The organism is Pseudomonas sp. 3A(2025) (assembly GCF_054589175.1).
Genome location: NZ_BAAILM010000005.1, coordinates 18,754 through 40,764, shown reverse-complemented (window position 1 = coordinate 40,764; position 22,011 = coordinate 18,754). Strand labels below are relative to the sequence as shown.

General features: G+C 61.0%; 21 protein-coding genes. 15 read left to right on the top strand and 6 right to left on the bottom strand.

The genetic code is table 11. The features are described from left to right. Positions 1-22 precede the first annotated feature (22 nt). From iolE to ACYP2A_RS01420, 12 genes are all read left to right on the top strand, one after another. Complete coding sequence (gene iolE, locus ACYP2A_RS01475) at positions 23-922, top strand: myo-inosose-2 dehydratase (protein ID WP_459742095.1); 900 nt, start codon at positions 23-25, stop codon at positions 920-922. 35 nt (positions 923-957) lie between these two features. Continuing rightward, complete coding sequence (gene iolB / locus ACYP2A_RS01470; protein WP_459742093.1) at positions 958-1,767, top strand: 5-deoxy-glucuronate isomerase; 810 nt, start codon at positions 958-960, stop codon at positions 1,765-1,767. Between the two features lie 27 nt (positions 1,768-1,794). Continuing rightward, positions 1,795-3,294 carry a CoA-acylating methylmalonate-semialdehyde dehydrogenase gene (locus ACYP2A_RS01465; RefSeq protein ID WP_459742092.1) on the top strand — a complete coding sequence of 500 codons (1,500 nt, stop codon included), beginning with the start codon at positions 1,795-1,797 and terminating at the stop codon, positions 3,292-3,294. A 48-nt stretch (positions 3,295-3,342) separates the two neighbouring features. Continuing rightward, positions 3,343-4,164 (top strand): TIM barrel protein, encoded by an 822-nt coding sequence (locus ACYP2A_RS01460; protein ID WP_459742090.1) that lies wholly within the window; start codon positions 3,343-3,345, stop codon positions 4,162-4,164. 55 nt (positions 4,165-4,219) lie between these two features. After that, entirely contained in the window at positions 4,220-6,157 is a 1,938-nt protein-coding gene (gene iolD / locus ACYP2A_RS01455; protein WP_459742088.1) for a 3D-(3,5/4)-trihydroxycyclohexane-1,2-dione acylhydrolase (decyclizing), read from the top strand. A gap of 199 nt (positions 6,158-6,356) precedes the next feature. Then, positions 6,357-7,367: a Gfo/Idh/MocA family oxidoreductase gene (locus tag ACYP2A_RS01450; protein WP_459742086.1), complete on the top strand. Its 1,011-nt coding sequence runs from the start codon at positions 6,357-6,359 to the stop codon at positions 7,365-7,367. Between the two features lie 24 nt (positions 7,368-7,391). Then, positions 7,392-8,411, top strand: a complete 1,020-nt coding sequence (locus ACYP2A_RS01445; RefSeq protein WP_459742084.1) for a Gfo/Idh/MocA family protein — start codon at positions 7,392-7,394, stop codon at positions 8,409-8,411. A gap of 261 nt (positions 8,412-8,672) precedes the next feature. After that, positions 8,673-8,849 carry a hypothetical protein gene (locus ACYP2A_RS01440; protein ID WP_459742082.1) on the top strand — a complete coding sequence of 59 codons (177 nt, stop codon included), beginning with the start codon at positions 8,673-8,675 and terminating at the stop codon, positions 8,847-8,849. Between the two features lie 56 nt (positions 8,850-8,905). Beyond that, entirely contained in the window at positions 8,906-9,835 is a 930-nt protein-coding gene (locus tag ACYP2A_RS01435; RefSeq protein WP_459742081.1) for a substrate-binding domain-containing protein, read from the top strand. An 84-nt stretch (positions 9,836-9,919) separates the two neighbouring features. After that, positions 9,920-11,482, top strand: coding sequence for a sugar ABC transporter ATP-binding protein (locus ACYP2A_RS01430; RefSeq protein ID WP_459742079.1), 1,563 nt, complete (start codon positions 9,920-9,922; stop codon positions 11,480-11,482). 57 nt (positions 11,483-11,539) lie between these two features. After that, positions 11,540-12,565, top strand: coding sequence for an ABC transporter permease (locus ACYP2A_RS01425; protein WP_459742077.1), 1,026 nt, complete (start codon positions 11,540-11,542; stop codon positions 12,563-12,565). Between the two features lie 10 nt (positions 12,566-12,575). Further along, positions 12,576-13,301: a transporter substrate-binding domain-containing protein gene (locus ACYP2A_RS01420; protein ID WP_459742076.1), complete on the top strand. Its 726-nt coding sequence runs from the start codon at positions 12,576-12,578 to the stop codon at positions 13,299-13,301. A gap of 19 nt (positions 13,302-13,320) precedes the next feature. On the opposite strand, the gene ACYP2A_RS01415 is transcribed toward ACYP2A_RS01420, so the two are convergent. The 3 genes from ACYP2A_RS01415 to ACYP2A_RS01405 all read right to left on the bottom strand — a co-directional run bounded on the left by ACYP2A_RS01415 (position 13,321) and on the right by ACYP2A_RS01405 (position 16,177). Next, positions 13,321-14,739, bottom strand: a complete 1,419-nt coding sequence (locus ACYP2A_RS01415; RefSeq protein WP_459742074.1) for a short-chain fatty acid transporter — start codon at positions 14,737-14,739, stop codon at positions 13,321-13,323. A 67-nt stretch (positions 14,740-14,806) separates the two neighbouring features. Next, on the bottom strand, positions 14,807-15,463 hold the full coding sequence (locus ACYP2A_RS01410) for a CoA transferase subunit B (protein WP_459742073.1): 657 nt from the start codon (positions 15,461-15,463) through the stop codon (positions 14,807-14,809). 15 nt (positions 15,464-15,478) lie between these two features. Then, entirely contained in the window at positions 15,479-16,177 is a 699-nt protein-coding gene (locus ACYP2A_RS01405) for a CoA transferase subunit A (RefSeq protein WP_459742072.1), read from the bottom strand. A gap of 103 nt (positions 16,178-16,280) precedes the next feature. Here ACYP2A_RS01405 and ACYP2A_RS01400 point away from each other — a divergent pair, with 103 nt between their 5' ends. The 3 genes from ACYP2A_RS01400 to ACYP2A_RS01390 all read left to right on the top strand — a co-directional run bounded on the left by ACYP2A_RS01400 (position 16,281) and on the right by ACYP2A_RS01390 (position 18,279). Next, positions 16,281-17,183, top strand: coding sequence for a LysR family transcriptional regulator (locus tag ACYP2A_RS01400; RefSeq protein ID WP_459742070.1), 903 nt, complete (start codon positions 16,281-16,283; stop codon positions 17,181-17,183). An 87-nt stretch (positions 17,184-17,270) separates the two neighbouring features. Then, positions 17,271-17,546: a hypothetical protein gene (locus ACYP2A_RS01395; RefSeq protein ID WP_459742068.1), complete on the top strand. Its 276-nt coding sequence runs from the start codon at positions 17,271-17,273 to the stop codon at positions 17,544-17,546. 127 nt (positions 17,547-17,673) lie between these two features. Continuing rightward, positions 17,674-18,279 (top strand): LysE family translocator, encoded by a 606-nt coding sequence (locus ACYP2A_RS01390; RefSeq protein WP_459742066.1) that lies wholly within the window; start codon positions 17,674-17,676, stop codon positions 18,277-18,279. A gap of 415 nt (positions 18,280-18,694) precedes the next feature. Here ACYP2A_RS01390 and ssuE read toward each other — a convergent pair whose 3' ends face one another. The 3 genes from ssuE to ACYP2A_RS01375 form a co-directional block, all read right to left on the bottom strand. Further along, positions 18,695-19,276, bottom strand: a complete 582-nt coding sequence (ssuE, locus tag ACYP2A_RS01385; RefSeq protein ID WP_459742064.1) for an NADPH-dependent FMN reductase — start codon at positions 19,274-19,276, stop codon at positions 18,695-18,697. A 174-nt stretch (positions 19,277-19,450) separates the two neighbouring features. Then, positions 19,451-20,536, bottom strand: coding sequence for a polysaccharide biosynthesis/export family protein (locus ACYP2A_RS01380; RefSeq protein ID WP_459742062.1), 1,086 nt, complete (start codon positions 20,534-20,536; stop codon positions 19,451-19,453). Positions 20,537-20,607: 71 nt separating this feature from the next. Further along, complete coding sequence (locus tag ACYP2A_RS01375) at positions 20,608-22,011, bottom strand: undecaprenyl-phosphate glucose phosphotransferase (RefSeq protein ID WP_459742061.1); 1,404 nt, start codon at positions 22,009-22,011, stop codon at positions 20,608-20,610.

Here is a 22,011-nt window from a genome sequence, read left to right as displayed (position 1 = left end):
ACGACAATAAAAAGGTACAGCCATGTCTGTTTCCGATACCTCCATTCGCATTGGCATCAACCCGATTTCCTGGAGCAACGACGACTTGCCGGCCCTGGGCGGCGAGACGCCGCTGGCCACTGCTTTAAGCGAAGGCCAGCAAATCGGCTACGAAGGTTTTGAGCTCAACGGCAAGTTTCCCAAGGACGCCAAGGGCGTGGGCGATGTATTGCGCCCTTATGGCCTGGCGCTGGTGTCGGGCTGGTATTCAAGCCAGCTGGCGCGGCGTTCGGTGGCCGAAGAAATCGAAGCCATCGGCCCGCACCTAGACATCCTTGCGCAAAACGGCGCTACGGTAATGGTCTATGGCGAAGTCGCCGATTCGATTCAAGGCCAGCGCATTCCGCTGGTCGAACGCCCGCGCTTTCACACCGACGCTGCCTGGCGCGAATACGCCGACAAGCTGACCGAGCTTGCGCGTTTCACCCTGTCGCGTGGCGTGCGCCTGGCGTATCACCATCACATGGGCGCCTACGTCGAGTCGCCGGCCGACATCGACACACTGATGGCGCTGACCGGCAGCGAAGTCGGCCTGCTGTTCGACTCGGGCCATTGCTACATGGGCGGCGGCGACCCACTGGTGGTGCTGGGCAAGCACATCGAGCGCGTCTGCCATGTGCACTTCAAGGATGTGCGCAAGGCGGTGGTGCAACTGGCGCGCAACAACCTGTGGAGTTTTCCGGACTGCATCATCAACGGCACTTTTACCGTGCCCGGCGATGGCGATATCGACTTTGCCGCACTGCTGCGCGTGTTGCGCCAGGCCGATTATCACGGCTGGCTGGTGGTCGAGGCCGAGCAGGATCCTGCGGTTGCGCCCAGTTATGTGTACGCCAAAAAAGGCTTCGATACGCTGCGCCAATTGCTGGCTGACGTTCGCTGATAACAACAACGTTGCCTGAAAAGGAGGACCGGACAATGAACCTGTTGACCAAGAGCAAACCCCAGGGCCGCGACATCGTCGCGCTGCAAGACGGAGTTCTGGACTATGTCGGCTTTGCCGCCTATCGCCTGCAGGCGGGCGAGCAACTGCCACTCAGCGCCGGCGACAAAGAGCTGTGTGTGGTGCTGCTGTCCGGGCGCGCCAGTGTCAGCGGCGAAGCGCCGGGGCAGGGCGCTTTCAACTGGGAGAACATCGGCGACCGTGAGTCGGTGTTTGAAGAAAAGTCGCCGTTTGCCGTGTACCTGCCGGCCGACAGCCAGGCGCAATTCACCGCCCTCAGTGCTGCACATGTGGCGGTGTGCGCCGCCCCCGGCAACCGCGCCGACGCGCTGCCGGCGCGGTTGATCAGCCCGTCCAGCATGAAGCGCAGCGTGCGCGGCAAGGGCGCCAATACCCGTTACGTGTGCGACATCCTGCCCGACACCGAGGTTGCCCATTCGCTGCTGGTGGTTGAAGTGCGTACGCCGTCCGGGCACTCATCGAGCTACCCGCCGCACAAGCATGACCAGGACAACCTGCCGCACGAGAGCTTTCTCGAAGAGACCTACTACCACCAGGTCAACCCGCCGCAGGGCTTCGTCTTCCAGCGCGTGTACACCGATGACCGCAGCATCGACCAGGCCATGGCCGTGGAAAACAACGACCTGGTGACCGTGCCCGAAGGCTATCACCCGGTCAGCGTGCCTTACGGCTACGAGTCGTATTACCTCAACGTGATGGCCGGCCCCAAGCGCGCCTGGCAATTTCACAACGATCCGCAGCACAGCTGGCTGCTCGATCTGTAAGCCCCCTTTCTTGATTTGGAGTTAGTCATGAGTGATTCACCGGTCATCGGTCATTTCATCAACGGCGAATTGAATGAAGCCGCCGAGCGTTACAGCGATGTCTTCAACCCGGCCACCGGCAGCGTGCAGGCGCGTGTTGCGCTGGCCGGCCAGCAGACCGTCGAGCAGGCCGTGGCCGCCGCGCGCACGGCATTCCCTGCGTGGTCCGAGCAATCATCGCTGCGCCGGGCGCGGGTGATGTTCAAGTTCAAGGAACTGCTCGACCGCCATCATGATGAACTGGCCGAGATCATCTGCCGCGAACACGGCAAGGTGTTTTCCGATGCCAAGGGCGAGGTGGTGCGTGGCATCGAAATCGTCGAGTTCGCCTGCGGTGCGCCGAACCTGCTCAAGAGCGATTTCAGCGATAACATCGGCGGCGGCATCGACAACTGGAACCTGCGTCAACCCCTGGGTGTTTGCGCCGGCATCACGCCGTTCAACTTCCCGGTGATGGTGCCGTTGTGGATGATCCCGATGGCGCTGGTCACCGGTAACTGCTTCATCCTCAAACCGTCCGAACGTGACCCTTCGGCCAGCCTGTTGATGGCGCGCCTGCTCAAGGAAGCCGGCCTGCCGGACGGTGTGTTCAACGTGGTGCAGGGCGACAAACTGGCGGTCGACACCCTGTTGCAGCACCCGGACATCGAAGCGGTGTCGTTTGTCGGCTCCACGCCGATTGCCGAATACATCCACCGCGAAGGCACAGCCCGTGGCAAGCGCGTGCAGGCGCTGGGCGGCGCCAAGAACCACATGATCGTGATGCCCGACGCCGACCTGGACCAAGCCGCCGATGCGTTGATCGGTGCCGCTTACGGCTCGGCCGGCGAGCGTTGCATGGCCATCTCCATTGCGGTGGTGGTGGGCGATACCGGGCAGAAGCTGATCGACAAGCTGCTGCCGCGCATCGACCAGCTCAAGGTCGGCAACGGCATGCAGCCCGACAGCGACATGGGCCCGCTGGTCACGGCGGTGCACAAGGCCAAGGTCGAGGGTTATATCGATCAGGGCGTCAAGGAAGGCGCAAAACTGATCGTCGATGGCCGTAACTTCAAGGTGCCGGGCGCCGAGAACGGTTTCTTCGTGGGCGCGACGCTGTTCGACAACGTCACCATCGACATGCAGATCTATAAAGAAGAAATCTTCGGCCCGGTGCTTGGCCTGGTGCATGTGCCGGACTTTGCCAGCGCGGTCGAGCTGATCAACGCCCATGAGTTTGGCAATGGCGTGTCGTGCTTCACCAGCGACGGCGGCGTGGCCCGCGCCTTTGCCCGTTCGATCAAGGTCGGCATGGTCGGCATCAACGTGCCGATTCCGGTACCGATGGCCTGGCATTCGTTTGGCGGCTGGAAACGTTCGCTGTTCGGCGACCACCATGCTTATGGCGAAGAAGGCCTGCGCTTCTACAGCCGCTACAAGAGTGTCATGCAACGCTGGCCCGACAGCATCGCCAAGGGGGCCGAATTCAGCATGCCAACGGCCAAGTAACCCACATTGCCAAGCCTTTTCATTCATGCGTTGCGGAGAACAACAATAATGAGTCAATCCCTGCGTTTTGCCCTTAACCGGATGGTTGCGCCGCGCCTGCCGTTGCCCGAGTTCATCGAGCTTGCGGTCAAGCTGGGCGCCGATGCCATCGAGATCCGCAACGATCTGAAGGGTATCGAAATCGAAGACGGCACCGCACCGCACACCGTGCGCGAACTGTGCGAAGCCAGCAACATTCGGGTGTTGTCGATCAACGCACTGTACCCCTTCGATGTCTGGAACGACGAGCGCCGCGAGCAGGCCACCCGGCTGGCGCGTTATGCCCGCGACTGCGGTGCCGAAGGCCTGGTGATGTGCCCGCTCAACGACCGCGCCGACACTCGCAATACCGCTCAGCGCGCCGCTGGCCTGCGCACAGCGCTGACGCATCTGGCGCCGATCCTGCGTGAGCATGGCATTCTCGGTTTTGTCGAACCGCTGGGTTTCGAGGAGTGCTCGCTGCGTCTCAAGCGCCAGGCTGTCGATGCGATCAAGGCGGTCGGTGGGCTGGACGTATTCCGCCTGGTGCATGACACCTTCCACCATCATCTCGCCGGCGAAGTCGAGATGTTTCCCGAGCTGACCGGGCTGGTGCACATCTCCGGCGTCGAGGACGCCGAGGCGCCGCTCAACACCATTCGCGACGGCCACCGGGTACTGGTTGGCGAGGGCGACATTCTCGGTAACGCGCCACAGATCGAACGCCTGCTGGCCAGCGGTTATACCGGCTACCTGTCGTTCGAGCCGTTCGCTGAAAGCGTACACGCGCTGGACGATATCCAGCAGGCGCTGGCCGGCAGCATGGGGCATCTGCAGAAGTCGTTCAGCTGACAGGCACGTTAATCAAGCGCTTGGCCATTTCTTCTCATCACCACAAGGTGCGAGCATGAGTACGACACGATTGACCATGGCCCAGGCTCTGGTCAGGTTCCTGGACAACCAATACGTTGAAGTCGACGGCGTGCAGAGCAAGTTCGTCGAAGGCATTTTCACTATTTTCGGCCACGGCAACGTGCTGGGCATCGGTCAGGCACTGGAGCAGGACAGCGGTGACCTGGTGGTGCATCAGGGCCGCAACGAACAAGGCATGTGCCACGCCGCCATCGGTTTTGCCAAGCAACACTTGCGGCGCAAGATCTACGCCTGCTCGTCGTCGGTCGGCCCGGGTGCGGCGAACATGATCACGGCGGCGGCCACCGCGTCGGCCAACCGTATTCCGCTGTTGCTGTTGCCCGGCGATGTCTATGCCAGCCGCCAGCCGGACCCGGTGTTGCAGCAGATCGAGCAGTTCCACGACCTGAGCATCAGCACCAACGATGCGTTCAAGGCCGTGAGCAAATACTGGGACCGCATCAACCGTCCCGAACAACTGATGAGCGCTGCCCTGAGCGCCATGCGCGTGCTGACTGACCCTGCCGAAACCGGCGCGGTGACCCTGGCGCTGCCGCAGGATGTGCAGGCCGAAGCCTATGACTATCCCGACAGCTTTTTGCAACGCCGCGTGCACCGTATCGATCGCCGTCCGCCGACCCGCGCGATGCTCGACGATGCATTGACGCTGTTCAAGGCCAAGCGTAAACCGCTGCTGGTCTGCGGTGGTGGTGTGCGCTATTCGGGCGCTGCCCAGGCACTGCTGGCGCTGGCCGAGCGCTACGGTATTCCGTTCGCTGAAACCCAGGCCGGTAAAAGCGCCGTGGTCTCGGCGCACCCGCTGAACATGGGTGGCCTCGGTGAAACCGGCACCCTGGCCGCCAACCAGCTGGCCAGGGAAGCGGACCTGATTATTGGTGTCGGCACCCGGTACAGCGATTTCACTACCTCGTCGAAATGGTTGTTCCAGAACCCGGATGTGCAGTTCCTCAACCTCAATGTCGGCGCCTTCGATGTGCAGAAGCTCGACGGCGTTCAGGTGCTGGCAGATGCTCAGGAGGCACTGGTTGCGCTGCTGCACGGTCTTGAAGGCAGCGACTGGCACAGCGCCTGGGGCGAGCATCCAAAGACTGCGCGTGCCGAGCTGGATGCCGAAGTCGACCGGGTGTATGCCGTCCAATACCAGAGCCGCGACTTCGTTCCGGAAATCAACGACCACCTTGATCCTGCGGTATTGCGCGAGTTCATCGAGCTGACCGGTTCGTGCCTGACGCAAAGCCGCGTGCTGGGCGTGCTGAATGAAAGCCTGCCCAAAGATGCGGTAATCGTTGCCGCTGCCGGCAGCCTGCCCGGCGACCTGCAACGCGCCTGGCGCAGCACCGGTGTGGACACCTATCACGTCGAGTACGGTTATTCGTGCATGGGTTATGAGGTTAATGCCGCACTGGGGGTCAAGCTGGCGGCGCCGCAGCGTGAAGTCTATGCGCTGGTCGGCGATGGTTCGTACCTGATGCTGCACTCCGAGCTGGTCACCGCGATTCAGGAGCGGCGCAAGATCAACGTGATCCTGCTCGACAACATGACCTTTGGTTGTATCAACAACCTGCAGATGGAACACGGGATGAACAGCTTCGGCACCGAGTTCCGTTACCGCAACCCGGAAAGCGGCAAGCTGGACGGCGGCTTTGTACCGGTGGACTTCGCCATGAGCGCGGCGGCCTATGGCTGCAAGACCTACAAGGTCAGCACCGTGGAGCAATTGCACGAAGCGCTGGCCGATGCCGAGAAGCAAAGCGTCGCGACTCTGATCGACATCAAGGTTTTGCCCAAGACCATGATCCACAAATACCTGTCGTGGTGGCGCGTCGGCGTGGCTGAAGTGTCCACGGTCGGCACCACCGCGCAGGTGCACGAGAAGCTCAACAAACAACTTGCCAAAGCCCGCCAGTACTGACACCGCACGAATCGTGAATTGCACACCGGCCTGTAGGAGGGAGCTCTGCTCGCGATTGAGCGCGAAGCGCTCACAGAAATAGTCGAAACGCTGCAAATCTACGACTGCTACGCACTCGATCGCGAGCAGAGCTCCCTCCTACAAGAATCCGCGTTTCCAGTAAGTCGACATCAATCCCAACAATTCAAGGAGCATTGAGATGGCGTTGAAATTAGGTGTTATCGGTACGGGCGCAATCGGCCGCGATCATATCCGTCGTTGCAGCAAGACCCTGCTGGGCAGTGAAGTGGTGGCGGTCACCGACATCAATCTGCAACAGGCAGCGCAGGTCGTTAGCGATCTGGGTATTACCGCCGAGGTCTATCCCGACGGCCATGCGCTGATCCAGGCGCCGGAGGTCGAGGCGATTCTGGTCACCTCCTGGGGCCCGACCCACGAAGAGTATGTGCTGGCCGCCATCGCCGCCGGCAAGCCGGTGTTCTGTGAAAAACCGCTGGCGGTCACTGCCGAAGGTTGCCGGCGCATTGTCGACGCCGAGATCGCCTTTGGCCGGCGTCTGGTGCAAGTGGGCTTCATGCGTTCTTACGACGAAGGCTACCGGGCGCTTAAATCGGTGCTCGACGCCGGCACCATCGGCGAGCCGTTGATGCTGCACTGCGCGCACCGCAACCCGACGGTGGGCGAGAACTACAAGACCGACATGGCCATCACCGACACCCTGATCCATGAGATCGATGTGCTGCGCTGGCTGCTCGATGACGACTATGTGTCGGTGCAAGTGGTATTCCCGCGCAAGAGCGGCAAGGCCTTTGCCCATCTCAAGGACCCGCAGATCGTGCTGCTGGAAACTGCACGTGGCACGCGCATCGATGTCGAAGTGTTTGTCAATTGCCAGTACGGCTATGACATTCAGTGTGAAGTGGTCGGCGAGAGCGGTATTGCGCGTCTGCCCGAGCCTTCGCAGGTGCAACTGCGCAGTCAGGCCAAGCTGTCCAACGCGATCCTCACCGACTGGAAGGACCGTTTCATCGCCGCCTACGACGTCGAGCTGCAAGCCTTTATCGACGGTGTGACCGTCGGCAAGGTTGGCGGTCCGTCGGCCTGGGACGGTTATGCCGCTGCAGTGACCGCCGATGTGTGCATCAAGGCCCAGCAAAGCGGCGCCATCGAGAAAGTCACTCAAGGCCCGCGTCCGGCCTTCTACGATTGATTACCAGCGGTCAGGGAGAACACCATGCGAATCGGATTGGTGGGTTACGGAAAAGGAGGGCGCTTTTTTCATGCGCCGTTGATCGCCAGCTTGCCCGAGGCAACGTTTGTCGGGGTGGTGACCCGTTCGCCTGAACGCCGTCAAGAGCTGGCCCGCGATTACCCGCAGGTGCAGGCCTTCGACAGCCTGAGCGAACTGGTCGCGGCCGGCGTCGATGTAGTGGCGATTTCCACGCCGCTGGCGGCGCGTCACGGGCAGATTCTCGAAGCCATCGAGCTGGGTGTCGGCGTGGTCAGCGACAAGCCCTTTGCCCAGGACGAAACCCACGCCCGTGAACTGGTCGACGCGGCCAAGCGGCGCGGCGTGTTGCTCAGCGTGTATCAGAACCGGCGCTGGGATTCGGACTTTTTGACCGTGCGCAAACTGCTCGACAGCGGTGCGTTGGGTGAGGTGACGCGGTTCGAGTCCAGTGTCGAGCGTTTCACGCCTGCCTCGGTGGGCAAGCAAAGCGGGGGTGGCATTCTGCGTGACCTGGGCAGTCATCTGGTGGATCAGGCGCTGGTGCTGTTCGGCCCGGTGCGTCATGTGTATGCCGAGCTGCAATACGCTACGCCAGACGACAGCGTCGATCACAGTTTCTTTGTGGCGCTGACCCATAGCAATGGTGTGGTCTCGCATTTGTCCGGCAGTTGCCTGCAAAACTGCATCCGGCCCAGGTTTCGGGTCAGCGGCAGCAGTGGTTGTTACACCGTCGATGGCCTGGACGTTCAGGAAGAGCAGGCGCTGGCGGGGCAGACCCCGCTGAGCGCGGGTGACAACTGGGGTGTCGAGGAGCATCGGCGCTGGGGCTGGTTCGAGCACGGCGAGCACCGTGTGCGCGTGCCCTCGGAGCGAGGTTGTTGGCTAAGTTATTACCGACAGTTGCAACAGGCGGTCGATACCGGAGCTGCCAGCCCGGTCGATCCGCAGGAGGTGTTGAACACCACGCGGGTGCTCGATGCGGCGCGGCAAAGTGCCAGTAGCGGATGTGTCGTGGCGCTCTAAACTGCGGCATGCGCCCTACGTTGTATGACAGACAAGGCCTGCTTTTTCCTGGGAAAAGCAGGCTTTTTTGTAGGCCATTTAAACCAGAGCACCAGAATGGAACAGCAAGCGGAATAAAATTCTAAAATGTGTTGAATTGGAAAAAAATTTCTAATAAAGTCGTTTTCAGGTTACCCACTATCGAATGACCTACCGCTGTCAGATTCGTCCGACACGGCAGGGAACAAGCCAACAAAAACAAAACAAAGATAGGTACCGTCAATGAAAGCCCTCCATTCTGGCTCCCGGGCCAATCGCGTCACCTCCCTTGCCTTGTCCGTGTGCGGCGTTCTTGCTGACCGCCTGCTGACCCTCATCGGGCGCGGCATGTGTGTCGAGCACAAGAACTGGCTGCTGGTCAGCATGCCCGGTGCTGCCGGCATTCGTATTCCGCGTTGATTGCTTGCGCATCGTTCTCGCCGTACACAACAACAAGAATCCGGAGACAGACCTTCATGAAGATCAAGACTACCTTCACCTCCCTTGCCCTGACCCTGATGTTCGGCAGTGGCACAGCGCTGGCCGATATCAACATCGGTGTGCTGATGCCGCAGTTCGATGACATCTGGCTGACGTATCTGCGCGAAGACATGTCGGCCAAGGCCAAATCCATGCCTGAAGGCGTAAAGCTGCAATTTGTCGATGCGCGTACCGATGTCAACAAGCAGCTCGACCAGGTGCATGACCTGATCGGCAAGAAAGTCGACGCCTTGATCGTCAACCCGGTCGACACTGCGGCCACCGCTGCGATCACCAAGGCCGCACTGGCCGCCGGTATTCCGCTGGTGTACGTGAACCGCAGCCCGGACGATCCCAAATTGCCTGAAGGTGTTGCCACCGTCACCTCCGACGAAAAAGAGGCTGGCCGCCTGCAGATGCAATACGTAGCCGACAAGATCGGCGGCAAGGGCAAGATCGTGGTGCTGCTCGGTGACCTGGCCAATAACGCAACCCGCAACCGCACCGACGGCGTCAAGGAGATTCTCGCCAAATACCCGGACATCAAGATCGACCAGGAGCAGACCGGGATCTGGCAGCGCCAGCGCGGCATGGACATCACCAACGACTGGCTGACCCAGGGTCGGGAATTCAATGCGGTGGTTTCCAATAACGACGAGATGGCCATCGGTGCGGCCATGGCCCTCAAGCAGGCCGGCAAAAAGCAGGGCGAAGTGGTGATTGCCGGCGTCGACGGTGCTCAGGACGGACTGCGTGCAGTGAAGACCGGAATGCTGACCGTGTCGGTGTTCCAGGATGCCAAAGGCCAGGCCAACGGCTCGATCGAGACCGCCGTGAAGATGGCCAAAAAGGAGAAAATAGACACGCAAGCCATCGTGATCCCGTATCGTCTGATCACCGCCGAAAACGTCGATACGTTCAAATAAAAACCCAATAACAACAACGTACAGGCCGGGGGGATTCCGGCCTTGAGTCCCCCCCGCAGACTGTTGCATGAGGAGCTTGTCATCATGTCTGATTCCGCTATCGCTGACCGTCACGCCGCGCGAGACAGCCAGCCGGCCTTCAGCGCCGAGCCGAGCGAATACCTGCTGGAAATCGCCCACATCAGCAAGCGCTTCCCGGGTGTCGTGGCACTCGATGATGTGCAGCTACGGGTGCGTCCCGGCAGCGTCCTGGCCCTGATGGGCGAGAACGGTGCCGGCAAATCGACCCTGATGAAGATCATCGCCGGCATCTACCAGCCCGACGAGGGCGAGATCCGTCTGCACGGCCGGCCTGTCGAATTCACAACACCCCTGGCGGCGCTGCAGGCAGGCATCGCGATGATTCACCAGGAACTCAACCTGATGCCGTTCATGAGCATCGCCGAGAACATCTGGATCGGCCGCGAACAACTCAACGGTCTGCACATGGTCGACCACGGCAAGATGCATCGCTGCACCGCCGAACTGCTCGAGCGCCTGCGCATCCGCCTGGACCCTGAGGAACTGGTTGGCAACCTGAGCATCGCCGAGCGACAGATGGTCGAGATTGCCAAGGCGGTGTCCTACGACTCGGACGTGCTGATCATGGACGAGCCGACCTCGGCCATTACCGAGAGCGAGGTCGAGCACCTGTTCTCGATCATTGCTGACCTCAAGTCGCAGGGTAAAGGCATCATCTATATCACTCACAAGATGAGTGAAGTTTTCCAGATCGCCGACGAAGTCGCGATCTTTCGTGACGGTACCTACGTTGGCCTGCAACGCGCCGAACAGATGGACGGTGACAGCCTGATTTCGATGATGGTCGGCCGCGAGCTGACCCAGCTGTTTCCCGAGCGTGAAACGCCGGTGGGCGATGTGATGCTGTCGGTGCGCAACCTGACCCTCAACGGCGTCTTCAAGGACGTGTCCTTCGACCTGCACAAAGGCGAAATTCTTGGCATCGCCGGGTTGATGGGCTCGGGGCGCACCAATGTGGCCGAAACCCTGTTCGGTATTTCACCCAGCGACAGTGGCGAAATCTTTCTTGATGGCCAGCCGGTGCGCATCACCGACCCGCAACTGGCGATCAGCAAAGGCTTTGCCCTGCTGACCGAGGACCGCAAGCTCACCGGCCTGTTTCCGTGCCTGTCGGTGATGGAAAACATGGAAATGGTCGTGCTGAGCAACTACGCCGGCGGCGGTTTCATTCAGCAAAAAGCCTTGCGGGCGCTGTGTGAGGACATGTGCAAGAAATTGCGGGTCAAGACCCCGTCGCTGGAACAGTGCATCGATACGCTGTCGGGCGGCAACCAGCAGAAAGCGCTGTTGGCGCGCTGGCTGATGACCAACCCGCGCATCCTGATTCTCGACGAGCCGACCCGTGGCATCGATGTCGGCGCCAAAGCCGAGATTTATCGCCTGATCTCGCTGCTGGCCGCCGAAGGCATGGCGGTGATCATGATTTCTTCCGAGCTTCCTGAAGTGCTGGGCATGAGCGACCGGGTCATGGTCATGCACGAGGGCGAGTTGATGGGGACGCTGGCGCGCGGTGACGCGACCCAGGAAAAAGTCATGCACCTGGCGTCCGGCCACTCGGTTCATTGATTTATCCAGGCCTGGCTCTTCAGGAGCCGGCCTTACAAGAACAAGAGGAATACTCACATGAACAACGCATTGTCACAGAACAAACCGGCGCTGGCGCCGGCCAAGGCCAAGCGCCGGATCCCCACAGAGCTGAGTATTTTTCTGGTGCTGATCGGCATCGGTCTGGTATTCGAAGTGTTTGGCTGGATCGTGCGTGACCAGAGCTTTCTGCTCAACTCCCAGCGTCTGGTGCTGATGATTCTGCAAATGTCGATCATTGGCCTGCTGGCCATCGCCGTCACCCAGGTGATCATCACCACCGGTATCGACCTGTCATCGGGCTCGGTACTGGCGCTGTCGGCGATGGTTGCCGCCAGCCTGGCGCAAACCTCTGACTTTTCCCGTGCAGTGTTCCCTTCGCTGACTGACCTGCCGGTGTGGATACCGGTGGCGGCGGGACTGGGTGTCGGTTTGCTGGCCGGGGCCATCAACGGCAGCCTGATCGCGATTACCGGCATCCCGCCGTTTATCGTGACCCTGGGCATGATGGTCTCGGCGCGTGGTCTGGCGCGTTATTACACCGAAGGCCAGCCGGTCAGCATGCTGTCCGATTCCTACACCGCCATTGGTCAGGGCGCGATGCCGGTGATCATCTTTCTGGTGGTGGCGGTGATCTTCCATATCGCCCTGCGCTACACCAAGTACGGCAAATACACCTACGCCATCGGCGGCAACATGCAGGCGGCGCGCACCTCGGGCATCAACGTCAAGCGTCATCTGGTCATCGTCTACAGCCTCGCCGGCCTGTTGGCAGGGCTGGCCGGTGTAGTGGCCTCGGCGCGTGCGGCCACCGGTCAAGCGGGCATGGGCATGTCCTATGAACTGGACGCGATTGCCGCCGCGGTGATCGGCGGCACCAGCCTGGCCGGCGGTGTCGGGCGCATTACCGGCACTGTGATCGGTGCGTTGATCCTCGGCGTGATGGCCAGCGGCTTTACCTTTGTCGGTGTCGATGCCTATATTCAGGACATTATCAAGGGCGTGATCATCGTCGTGGCTGTGGTGGTCGACCAGTACCGCAACAAGCGCAAGGCCAAGCGCTGAGGAAAGCAATGTGAATCCGGTGACTCCCGCCATACTGGCCGACCTGGCCCCCGACGGCGTACTGCGTACCGCCATCAACCTCGGCAATCCGGTACTGGCCCAGCAAGGGCCGGCCGGTGAGCCACAAGGCGTATCGGTGGCCCTGGCCAAAGCGCTGGCCATCGAGCTGGGCGTGAGCCTGGAGATGACCACTTTCGATGCGGCGGGCAAGGTCTTTGCCGCGCTGGAAGAGGACGCCTGGAGGCTGGCGTTTCTGGCCATCGAGCCGGTGCGTGCGGCGCAGATCGATTTCAGCGAGCCGTATGTACTGATCGAGGGTACGTACCTGGTGAAAGCCGATGCGCCTTACCAGTCGGTCGCGCAGCTCGATCAGCCTGGCCTGCGTCTGGCAGTAGGCAATGGCGCGGCCTATGACCTGTTTTTGAGCCGCACCCTGCAACACGCCACGCTGGAACGCGCCGAAACGTCGGCAGGTGCCGTTGACCTGTTTATCGAACAGAACCTGGACGCCGCAGCCGGTGTGCGTCAGCCGCTGGAACAAGTGGCCGCCGCCGATGCGCGTTATCGCGTGCTCGACGGTGCCTTTACCGCGATCCGCCAGGCCATGGCCGTACCACGCGGGCGCGAGGCGGGTGCTGCGTATGTAGCGGACTTTATCGAGCGCCAGCTGGCCAGCGGCTTTGTACGCGGTGCGTTGCTCGCCACTGGCCAGACCGACGTCAGCGCGCCTCGTTAAGGGGGCACGCTAAAACCGGTTATGGCATCACCGGCGGTGTATAGGTCAGGGTGGTCCCCAGCGCCCAGAGCAGGAACAGCACGATGGGCGCATGCACCAGCAGTTGCACGAACGAGAAGCCGATCAGGTCGCGGGCTTTCAGGCCCAGCACGCCGAGCAGTGGCAGCATGTAGAACGGGTTGATCAGGTTCGGCAATGCTTCGGCGGCGTTATAGATCTGCACCGCCCAGCCCAGGTGATATTGCAGTTCGTTGGCGACTTGCATCACGTAAGGCGCTTCGATAATCCATTTGCCGCCGCCCGACGGAATAAAGAACCCGAGCACCGCCGAGTACACGCCCATCAGCAGCGCATAGGTGTCGTGGGTGGCGATGCTGGTGAAGAACAGCGAAATGTGGTGCGCCAGGGTTTGCGCATCGCTGCCCTTGACCGTGGTCATCAACGCGGCAATCGAGCCGTACAACGGGAACTGGATCAGCACCCCGGTGGTGGTCGGCACCGCACGGGCCACGGCATCGAGGAAGCTGCGCGGACGCCAGTGCAGCAGGGCGCCGAGCATGATGAACAGGAAGTTATAGGTATTCAGACCCGAGATGGCGGTAATCACCGGCTTGGTGCTGAATTCGTTGATCAGCCAGCCTACGCCCAGCGCCACCATGGCGATGATCAACAGCGGGCTGTATTCCAGCCATTCACCGGGCCGGGTGCGCGGCGCCAGCGGCGGCAGGTTGAACGCAGGGTCCACGCCGCAATCCTTGGCCTCGCGCGCGCTGCCTGGACCGGGTGCGGTGGCGTAGGCGACGATGATCGAAATCACCACCAGCGCCAGCAGGATCACCCCCGACTGCCAGAGAAAGATGGTTTCGGTAAACGGAATCACTCCGGTGATCGACAGGATCGAGGGCGGCAGGCTGGCCGGGTTGGCCTGCAACTGCGCCGCCGACGAAGAAATACCCAACGCCCACACCGCGCCCAGCCCCAGATAGGCGGCTGCACCGGCTGCGCGGTAATCCATTTTCAGGTCGGTGCGCCGCGCCAGCGCGCGCACCAGCAGGCCGCCGAACACCAGTGACAGCCCCCAGTTGAGCAATGAAGCGACCATCGAAATCAGCGCCACCCAGGCCACGGCACTGCGGCCGTTTTTCGGGATACGCGCCAGGCGGTCGATCAGACGCACTGCCGGTGGCGAGCTGGCCACCACGTAACCGCTGATGACCACGAAGGCCATTTGCAGGGTAAAGGGGATCAGGCTCCAGAAGCCGTCACCAAAGGCCTTGGCCGCCGCCGCAGGCTTGGCGCCCATGGCCAGGGTCGCCAGCGTTACGATCAATACCGCCAGGGCGGCGAATACCCAGGCGTCGGGGAACCAGCGTTCGGCCCAGGCCGAGCAACGCAAGGCGAAGCGGGCGGAGCGGCTTTCCTGAAGGGAAGTGGACATGCAGAACCTCGTTATTATTTTTAGGCGTTAAAAACTTGAAGCCCCTGCGGGGCAGGGGCTGGATCATTCAGAACTGCATTTCGATCACATCGTCCGGTACGATCAGCCGGCCTGCGGTCTTGGCGACGATCTCCTCGATGCTGACCCCCGGCGCACGCTCGCGCAGGATGAAGGCGCCATTGTCGATTTCCAGCCACGCAAGGTCCGTCAGTACCCGGCGAATGCAGCCGGCGCCGGTCAACGGCAGGCTGCACTGCGGCAGCAGTTTCGATTCGCCGTCCTTGGAGGCGTGGGTCATGGTGACGATGATATTGTCGGCGCCGGCCACCAGGTCCATCGCGCCGCCCATGCCTTTGATCAGCTTGCCGGGGATCATCCACGAGGCGATATTGCCGCTCACATCGACCTCGAAGGCGCCCAGCACGGTGAGGTCGACATGCCCGCCACGAATCATTGCGAACGAGTCGGCAGAGTTGAAAATCGAGGCGCCGCGGCGTGCGGTGACGGTTTGTTTGCCAGCGTTGATCATGTCGGCATCGAGCGTTTCTTCAGTGGGGAATTCACCCATGCCCAGCAGACCGTTCTCCGATTGCAGCATCACGTCGATGCCGTCGGGGACATAGTTGGCAACCAGGGTCGGAATGCCGATGCCCAGGTTGACGTAGTAGCCGTCCTTGAGTTCGCGGGCGACCCGTTGAGCCATTTGTTCGCGGGAAAGTGCCATGGTCAGATCTCCAGCTCAGGCTTTAAGGGTGCGTTTTTCGATGCGTTTCTCGAACGTGCCCACAATCAGCCGATCGACGTAAATGCCTGGGGTATGAATGTGCGCAGGGTCGAGTTCGCCGGGTTCGACGATCTCTTCGACCTCGACCACCGTGATACGCCCGGCAGTGGCCACCAGCGGATTGAAGTTCTGTGCGGTGTGGCGGTAGATCACATTGCCGAAGTGATCGGCCTTCCAGCCTTTGACCAAGGCAAAATCGCCGGTAATCGCTTCTTCAAGAATATAGTTGCGGCCATTGAACTGGCGGCTTTCCTTGCCTTCGGCGACAGGTGTGCCATAGCCGGTGGCGGTGTAGAAGGCCGGAATGCCAGCACCGCCGGCGCGCAGTTTTTCAGCCAGGGTGCCTTGCGGGGTGAGGTCGACTTGCAACTCGCCATTGAGCAGTTGTTGCTCGAACAAGGCGTTCTCGCCCACGTAGGACGAGATCATTTTGCGGATCTGCCGATCCTCGAGCAGGATGCCCAGACCGAAGCCGTCGACGCCGCAGTTATTGGAAACTACGGTCAGGCCGCGGGTGCCCATGCGCTTGATCTGCGCGATAAGATTTTCCGGAATGCCGCACAGGCCGAAGCCGCCGCACAGCACCGTCATGTCGTCAGTCAGCCCGGCCAGGGCTTCTTCCCAGGTCGCCACTCGCTTGTCGAGTCCAGCCATGATGTCCGCCTTGTTTTATTTGTAGTTGTTTAGAGCATCTTCTGCTTTGGGCAGTGATTTGTTAATTTTGTTTTTCTGATGATTTGATAAGAAAAGCAAAACAATGAACGTCAAACAACTACGCGCCTTCGTGGCCGTTGCCGAATGCCTGAGCTTTGCCCAGGCCGGTGAGCGACTGCACCTGTCCCAGCCTGCACTGAGCCTGACCATCAAGAACCTTGAAGAGTCGCTGGGTGGCCAGTTACTGATTCGTACTACCCGCAGCGTCAGCCTGACCCCCGAGGGCGAGACGCTGCTGCCGCTGGGGCGGCAGTTGCTGGCTGACTGGGACAACACCGAGGAGCTGCTGCGCCAGCGCTTCACCTTGCAGATGGGCCGGGTGTCGCTGGCAGCGATGCCGTCGTTTGCCGGTAACCGTTTGCCTGAAGCGCTCAAGGTCTTTCGTGGGCGTTATCCGCGGGTCAATGTCGCGGTGCACGACGTGATCAACGAGCAGGTGCTGGACATGGTCCGTGAGCGCAGGGTCGAGCTGGGTATAGGCTTTGAGCCCGAGCCTGGGCATTTACTGCATTTCACGCCGTTCTGGCTGGACCGCTTTGTCGCAGTGGTGGCGGCAGATTCGCCGTTGGCGGTGCGGGAGGAAATCGACTGGAGCGAGCTGTTGCGCGAGGACTTTATCGCCCTGCAACGGCCCTCGGCGGTGCGCTTGCTGCTGGAGCAGTCGATTGCGCCGCTGCATGGCCGGCTGTCGGTGGCTTTCGAAAGCCATCAACTGGTGACGGTAGGGCGCATGGTCGCCTGCGGGCTTGGGGTCAGTGCGGTGCCGGCCTTGTGCATCGGCCAGATGCAGGAGTTGGGCGCGCGCTGCATCCCGCTGGTGGGGCCGCGCATCGAGCGGCGCATCGGCTTGATGACACTGGGAGAGCAGCAATTGTCGGTGGCCGCGCAAGCCTTGCGCGATGTGTTGATCGAGCAGGTATCCGGGCAAGTATCACCCAGGCAATAGTCACTATCACAGGGGGTGATTTTTGAGCAGGGCGGCGCGGGATTAAGATTTGTTCATTCCCCAATTGCAACGACCACGGAGGTCGCCATGAACCGTTTTACTGCTCTTGCCCTGTTGCTCACCGTTACCGTCGTCAGCGGTTGCTCGACCCATCATGCGGTCGAACAGCGCCCTTTCAGTGCCGAAGAATCCCGCCAGCTGGCGCTGGAAGACCTCAACCGTCGTGGCCTGTCGTTCGACGAATACCACGCTCGCAAGGCGCAATTGCTGGCCGAACCGCAGCTTCAGCAGGTGCGTGAGTTTGACCGCAGTGCTGAAGTCAATGTCGACGTCAGCACCATTGGCCAGGATCGCCAAGGCTGACAGTTTTGCTGACTCGATAAATGTGTAGAAACTGTACTGCCGCAACTTTTGTATAACTGTCCGTGTGTTTGTCCAGCCTGGCTGGTTAGTGTGAGCGCCTTGCTCCCTGCCTCCCTGGACTGTCGTCATGTCTTTGTCGTTCGATCTGCTGCTGGCCTTTGCCCTGTTCGCGCTGGTGACCTCCATCACGCCGGGCCCCAATAACATGATGCTGCTGGCCTCTGGGGTGAACTTCGGTTTTCGCCGCACGCTGCCGCATATGCTTGGCATCAGCATAGGTTTCATGGTTCTGGTGCTGGCCGTTGGTTTCGGCCTGGGCAGTCTGTTTCAGACCTGGCCGATTCTCTATACCTTGTTGCGCTATATCGGCGGCGCCTACCTGCTGTACCTGGCCTGGAAGATTGCGACCTCGGGACCTGCCTCTGACAACGATCAGCCACGCGGCGAGCCCATGGGCTTTTTTGCCGCTGCGTTGTTCCAGTGGGTCAATCCCAAGGCCTGGGTGATGGCGATCGGCGCAATCAGTACCTACACGCCGATGCAGGGCTATTTCACCAATGTGCTGGTGATTGCCGCCGTGTTCGCCTTGATCAACCTGCCCGGTGTTGGCATCTGGGCAGGTTTCGGCAGCCTGTTGCGCAACGTGCTGCGCGACCCGCGCTGGTTGCGGGTGTTCAACGTGATCATGGCGTTGTTGCTGGTGCTGTCGTTGTATCCGTTGGTGGTGGGGTGATTTTGATTTGGTTACCTGAGGCCGGGGTTGTATGAGCTTTCTTTGGCGGTCTTTTAGAAAGGTTCCGACCCTCTTCGGGCCGGGTTACTTTGTCTTGGCAAAGTAACCAAACCGCTTGCTCCTGGTTTCGGCCCTTCGGGTTCCCTCCCTCCGGCATTGCTCCGGGGTCGCCGCTTATGGGCCTTCCATGGCCCAAGCGGCTAACGGGCCATCCATGGCCCTTTTCCCCCTGCGCAACGCCTCCACTCGGCCTGCACAAGTCGCGATTGGCGGCGCCTGTACCATCGCGCACGAAAAGCAGATCAAAAGCTTTTGATCTTGATCTTTTACGCAAATGTCATATGCGCCGCTGGGCCCGGAGAGGGCCGGAATCTCTTTAACAGACCACCCTAACCAGCCCAGTTCACACAGTGCTTTACAACGCCAGTTGCAAGTGCGCGCCGGCCGCTTTTTTGCGGGTGTGCAGGCGGTGTTGCAGGCTGCGCAGGAAATGCTCCAGGCCTTCGTTCAGGCGTTCGGTGAGAATCTCGTCGAGTACGCCGCCTTCAGGGCCGTCGCCGTAGCTGATCTGGCTGTCGATGGCGAAGATGCCATGCAGCACCTCTTGCGACTTGAGTGCCGAGAGCACCGGTTTCAAGGCGTAGTCCACCGCCAGCATGTGCGCAATGCTGCCGCCGGTGGCCAGCGGCAAGACCACCTTGCCATGCAGGGAGCGCTCGGGCAGCAGGTCCAGCAGAGTCTTCAGCGCGCCGGAGAACGACGCCTTGTACACCGGCGTACCGATCAGCAGGCCATCGGCCTGTTTCACCGCTTCGATATAGGCCTGCACCTGCGGGCTGTCGAAGCGGGCGAACAATAAATCTTCGGCGTTGAAGTCACGGATGCGCAAGGTCGTCACATCGACGCCATGCTGCGCAAGCCATTGGCTGGCATGCGCCAGAACAACACCGGAACGGGAAGTAGGGGAGGGACTGCCAGAAAGCGAAACGACCAACATCAGGGAGATTCCTTGCAATAAGCGTCTGACTGCCAAGCAGCTTGTGTGCCAGTCTGCGAAAAGCGCGAATTACATGGGTTGGGCGGCTGCAAGGGAAGGGGGAAGACGATGGGGTTGGTGCCCCAGCAACAGACCAGTGTCGAACGGCTGTTGCTGGAGCAACACTTTGCAGGCTTAATTTCTGAACGCGGCCCCGGTCTGGACGACGCTGGCCGAGCCCAGCAACTGGCTGATGAAGCGGCTCCAGCGGGTAATGTCCGCCGGGCCCACGAACACTACATCCTGAGCCTTGAGCTCGAATTGCCCGGCCAGCAGGTAGGCGGTGGGTTTTTTCGCTTTGAGGTTGTACACGGTCGCTGCGCTGTTGCTTTGTGCGTCGGCGCCGCGAATGACGTACACCGCGTCGCCGTCGGCGCTGTCGGGGCTAAGGCCGCCGGCGTTGCCCAGGGCTTCGAGCAGGGTCACACGGGTGGTGCCGAACGACAGCACTTGCGGGCTGCGCACTTCACCCAGCACATAGATGCGGTTTTTCGAGTTGCTGTTCAGGTGCAGGTAATCGCCATCCTTGAGGAAGATGCGGCTCAGTTGCGAGCCGCGGCGGTTGAGCGAGTCGATGTCGATCAGGTAATCCTTGCCATCGCGGCGCAGGGTCAGGCCGGCCAGGTTGGCGTCACTGAGGTCGACACCGGCGGTGCTCACCGCTTGCACCAGGCTCAGGGGAATATTAGTGATCGATTGTGGCCCCGGTGTCTTGAACGACCCCGACAACAGGATGCGCTGGCTGTTATAGCGCAGCACTTTGACATCGACCTTGACCTCGGTGTACTGCGGCGACAGCCCCAGGCGCAGTTGTTCGCGCACCTGGCGTACGGTCTTGCCCGCTGCCTGAATGCGCCCGACATAGGGAAAGTACAGGGTGCCGTCGTTGAGCACTTCGCGTGAGTTGGCATCCAGCTGGTCCTGAGAGCCGGGCGCGGTGAGTTCGGGGTGCTCGAACACGGTGACCAGCAACGTGTCGCCTGCGCCGATCTGGTATTCCGGGGTCTTGTAGTCAAGCAGTTCAGACGGCAACGGCTGACCATTGGCCAGCGCCACCTCTTGCTCTTGCCTGAGGCTTTGCGGGGTGATGTCGACCAGCCTGGCCTGGGGCTCGTCCGGGTCATCGGTGCCGACATCGCTTTGAGTCATGTGCTGGCCAGGGGCAAGTGCACAGCCTTGCAGGAGCAAAGCAAAGAACATAAGGGCAAGGGGTTGCTTCATAAGGCGGGTTCCTTCCTGAGAATACGCGGGGATGGTCATGGCAAGCATGGGAGAGCTAATGCAGTGCAGCGTCAGAAGGCGTTCTTGTTGAGAAAGCCTTTGAACAGGGTCAGCAGGATGATTTTCAGGTCGAGCCACACCGACCAGTGTTCGATGTACTGCAGGTCGAACTCGACCCGCTTGCGCATCTTGTCCAGGGTGTCGGTTTCGCCGCGCCAGCCATTGACCTGCGCCCAGCCGGTGATGCCCGGCTTGACCTTGTGGCGCAACATGTAGCCGCTGACCTGCTTGCGGTATTGCTCGTTGTGCGCCACGGCATGGGGACGCGGCCCGACGATCGACATGTCGCCGCGCAGCACGTTGAAAAACTGCGGCAGCTCATCCAGCGAGGTGCGCCGCAAGAAGCCGCCCAATGGCGTGATGCGTGCGTCGTTGCGGGTCGCCTGACGCACCACGTCGCCGTTTTCCTGCACGGTCATGCTGCGAAATTTCCAGACCATGATCGGCCGCCCATCCAGGCCATAACGGCGCTGGCGAAACAGCACCGGCCCCTTTGAAGTGAGCTTGATCGCCAGCGCAATCAGCAGCAGCGGCACGGCGATCAGCAACAGGATCAGGCTGGTCAGCACGATGTCTTCCAGACGCTTGACCACACTCCAGGCACCGTCCATGGGCGAGTCGAAGATGCTGATGGTGGGCAGTCCATTGATGCTTTCACTGCGCGCATGCAACAGCTCGAAGGTGAACACATCGGGGATCAGGTACACCGTGGCGGTGGTGTCGCTCAGGCCGGTGAGCAGTTCGCGCAACAGCGGTTCGGCCTGGGTGATGTAGACCTTGTCGATGCGGCCCTGGCGGGCATCGATGATCAGTTGCTCAAGATCGCCCAGCACCTGCACACGCAGGCCCCGGCTGCGCAGGTCGGTCTGTTGTGGCAGCGAGTCGTAGAACCCCAGCAGGTGCAGGCCCATCCACGGCGCATCGCTGATCGAACAGGCCAGGCGCACACCGACCGGGCCGGTGCCGACGATCGCGACCCGGCGGGTATTGAAACCGCGCCGGCGCAAGGCGTGCAGGCCCAGGCGGATCATGATCCGGTAGCCGCACAGCACCGCCAGTACCAGCGCGAACCAGGTCATTTGTTGCTCGGCCGGCAGCTCGCGACGGCCCAGCATCAGGTAATCGACCGACAGCAGAATCACAAAGGCCAGCGCCCACCAGGCGAACACCTTGGTCAGTTCGCCGACGATGCGTTCGCCGCGCCATGAACCGTAGAGCTGGTGGTACTCGCTGAGCCAGTGGAACACCAGCACCGCCAGCAGAATCTGGACCCAGGCTTCGGTGTCATTGAACAATGGCGTGAGTTGGTGCTGCCAGTAACCGATCAGCACAATGACCAGTAAATCAAGCAGGCGATGGGCGACCGAGAGCAACGATTGATGGGCATGCAGGATGCCGCGTACGGGGTTGTTCAT